This is a genomic window from Phenylobacterium sp., assembly GCF_035276905.1.
In the GTDB taxonomy this organism is placed as follows: Bacteria; Pseudomonadota; Alphaproteobacteria; order Caulobacterales; family Caulobacteraceae; genus Phenylobacterium.
This window is the reverse complement of record NZ_DATELG010000238.1, coordinates 1-3376: the sequence shown is the minus strand read 5'-3', so window position 1 is coordinate 3376 and position 3376 is coordinate 1. Positions and strand designations below refer to the sequence as shown.

Sequence of the window (3376 nt, the reverse complement as noted above, 5' to 3'; positions counted from 1 at the left end):
TGCTGACGTCGAGGTTTTCGGCTTTCATCGTGTTCATGAGCGGCGGGGCTCCTGGGCGAGGGCGCGGGCCAGCACGGTCACGCCCAGGACCGCCGCGGCGATCAGGAGCGCGCCCGCCCAGGCGAGGCGGCGCCAGTCATCATAGGCGCTGAGCGCGAACTGGAAGATGACAACCGGCAGGTTGGCCGTAGGGTGTCGCAGGTCGAGCGAGAAGAACTGATTGTTGAGGGCGGTGAACAGCAGGGGCGCAGTCTCGCCGCTGATCCGCGCGAAGGCCAAAAGGCCGCCCGTCAGCATGCCGCTGCGTGCGGCCCGCCACAGCACCGTGCGGATGACGAACGAGACCGGCGCGCCGAGCGCCACGCCCGCTTCGCGCAGGGTGGTCGGCTGCAGCTTGAGCACGTCCTCGGTCGTCCGGGTGATCACCGGGATCGCCAGCAGCGCCAGGGCCACGGCTCCGGCGAAGCCGGAGAAGCCCTTGAAGGGCGCGACCAGCAGCTCGTAGACGAACAGACCGACCAGGATCGACGGCGCGGAGAGCAGCACGTCGTTGAGGAAGCGGACCACGGCCCCGTAGCGGCTCTTGCCGGCGTATTCGGCAAGCCAGGTGCCGGCCAGCACGCCGACCACCGTGGCGATCACCATGGCCAGCAGGCACATCATAATCGAGCCGACGATGGCGTTGGCGAGGCCGCCCTTCGAGCCCGGCGCGGGCGTCGACTGGGTGAACACCTCCAGGTTCAGTCCGCCCAGCCCCTGCTGCAGCAGCGACCAGAGGATGGCCGCGAGCGCGATCAGGGCGACGCCGGTGACGGCGATGCAGAACCCCTGGAAGACGATGTTGGCGAGGCGCCGGCGGGCGACGCGGGCGGGGCTGGCCGTGGCGCTCACAGGCGTTGCTCCGAATTGCGCAGCATGAGGCGGGCGAGCGCCAGCACGGCGAAGGTGATCACGAAGAGGACGAACCCGAGCGCGATCAGCGACGCGCTGTGCACCGGGCTGGTGGCTTCGGTGAATTCGTTGGCGATGGTCGAGGCGATGGTCGAGCCGCTGTCGAACAGCGAGGTCGGCATGCCGTGCGCGTTGCCGATGATGAAGGTCACCGCCATGGTCTCGCCGAGCGCCCGGCCCAGGCCCAGCATCACCGCGCCGATCGCGCCGCTGCGCACATAGGGCAGGGTCACCGACATCACCACCTCGGCGGTGGTCGCGCCCAGGCCGTAGGCGCTCTCGCGCACCGGCGCCGGCACCGTCAGCAGCAGCTCGCGCAGGGTCGCGGCCATGAACGGCAGGATCATGATCGCCAGGATGATGGAGGCCGACAGGATGCCCGAGCCGTTCGGCACCCCGGTGGTCAGCTTCTCCAGCAGCGAGCCCGGCTTGGCCGCCATCATCAGCGGCATCTGGACGTATTTCGAGAACAGCGGGGCGAAGACGAAGAGGCCCCACATGCCGTAGACGATCGAGGGAATGCCCGCGAGCAGCTCCACCGCCGTGCCGATCGGCCGGCGCAGCTTGGCCGGGCAGAGCTCGGTCAGGAAGAAGGCCACCCCGGCGGCGACCGGCAGCGAGAGCGCCAGGGCGATGACCGCGGTCACCAGGGTGCCGACGATCGGGCCCGCCGCGCCGTAGACGTCGGTCACCGGGTTCCAGGTCGAGGTCGTGAAGAAGCTCAAGCCGAACTTGCGGAAGACGGGCCAGCCGCCGACGAACAGCGAGATCAGCAGGCCGCCGAGCGTGGCCAGGAGGGCTGTCGCCGCGGCGAAGCAGAGGCCTTCGAAGATCTTGGCGACGTTCGCGCCGCGCGGGTGTGGCCGGCGCAGCGCCTGCGCGCTGGAGATGACGGCGTCGGACATGGGCGCGCTCTACTCGGGCTGCGTGACAGTTCTACGACAAACTCGTCATGGAACGCCCCCTCCCGTCGTGCCGGGAGGGGGCGGCTCTCCTTTAGCGGTAGACCGGCTTGCTGTCCGGACCGGTGACCTTGGTCCACGACTTGCGGATCAGCTCCTTCACGCTGCCCGGAAGGGGCACGTAGTCGAGCTGGTCGGCCGCGGCGTCGCCGTTCTTGTAGGCCCAGTCGAAGAAGGCCAGGACTTCCTTGCCCTTCGCCGGGGTGTCCTGCTTGGCGTGCACCAGGATGAAGGTGGCGCCGGTGATCGGCCATGCGTTCGGCGCGGCCTGGTCGAGCAGCAGCAGGTAGAAGCCCGGGGCCGACTGCCACTTGGCGCCGGCGGCGGCGGCGGCGAAATTGTCCGCCGTCGGGGTGACGAACTTGCCCGCCTTGTTCTGCAGCAGGGTGTAGGTCATGCCGTTCTGCTTGGCGTAGGCGTATTCGACGTAGCCGATCGCGCCCGGCGTCTGCTTCACGAAGGCGGCGACGCCGTCGTTGCCCTTGCCGCCGAGGCCGGTCGGCCACTGGACGGAGTCGTTGCCGCCGACCTGCTGGGCCCAGTGAGCGGCCTTCATGGTCAGGTAGCTGGTGAACAGGAAGGTGGTGCCCGAGCCGTCCGAACGGTGGACGACGGTGATCGGCATGGCCGGCAGAGCGACGCCCGGGTTGGTCTTCACCAGCAGCGGGTCGTTCCACTTCTTGATGACGCCGCGGTAGATGTCGGCGAGCTGGGCGCCGGTCAGGCGCACCTGGCCCGACTTGACGCCCGGCAGGTTGACCACCGGGACCACGCCGCCGATCACGGTCGGGAACATAACCAGGCCGCTGGCGGCCAAGTCGTCCGGCTTCAGCGGCTTGTCGCTGGCGCCGAAGTCGACGGTCTTGGCGTTGATCTGCTTGATGCCGCCGCCCGAGCCGATCGCCTGGTAGTTCAGCGAAGTGCCGGTGGCCGCCTTATAGGATTCAGCCCACTTGGCGTAGACGGGCGCGGGGAAGGTCGCGCCAGCGCCGGAGATGGTCGCGGCCTGCGCCAGGGTGGCGACGCCAGCGATCAGGGCGGCGCCGAAGGCGGCCCCCAAGGTCTTCAACATCGTTCTCTCCAGTGTATTTGAGAGCGCCCCATCCAGTCGCTCTTGCGCCGGTCATTAACGGCGCCACATTTCAGTTTGGTGACAAACTCCGGCGCCTGAGAATCCGCAACCGCGCCCCTGCGAGCGCCGACCGAGCTGGTTGTCATCCATCTGTCACAGTACTGTCGGCGCACCGTCATACAGCAGAGCTAGACCCCCGCCGAGCGACGTGGGCGACCCTCAAAGAGGGCGTCCGCGCGCATCGCCATACGCACTTGGGGGATACCAATGAAGCAATCCACGAAGACGCGGTCGCGCGTCGCGCGCGCCGCCTTCGTCGCGCTCCTGATGTCCAGCGCGGCCACCGCCGCCCTGGCCGCGCCGGCCACGCGCGACGCCAAGCTGCAAGCGA

General features: G+C 68.8%; 3 protein-coding genes. All 3 read right to left on the bottom strand.

Annotated features, from left to right (window positions below; translation table 11 throughout):
- Positions 1-33: 33 nt before the first annotated feature.
- The 3 genes from pstA to pstS all read right to left on the bottom strand — a co-directional run bounded on the left by pstA (position 34) and on the right by pstS (position 2985).
- Positions 34-891, bottom strand: coding sequence for a phosphate ABC transporter permease PstA (pstA, locus tag VJS38_RS11085; protein ID WP_324088207.1), 858 nt, complete (start codon positions 889-891; stop codon positions 34-36).
- Positions 888-1856 (bottom strand): phosphate ABC transporter permease subunit PstC, encoded by a 969-nt coding sequence (gene pstC / locus VJS38_RS11080; protein ID WP_324088206.1) that lies wholly within the window; start codon positions 1854-1856, stop codon positions 888-890. Before pstC ends, pstA begins: the two co-directional genes overlap by 4 nt.
- A gap of 91 nt (positions 1857-1947) precedes the next feature.
- A complete protein-coding gene (gene pstS, locus VJS38_RS11075; RefSeq protein WP_324088205.1) occupies positions 1948-2985 on the bottom strand; it encodes a phosphate ABC transporter substrate-binding protein PstS in 1038 nt (345 codons plus the stop codon).
- Positions 2986-3376 lie beyond the last annotated feature (391 nt).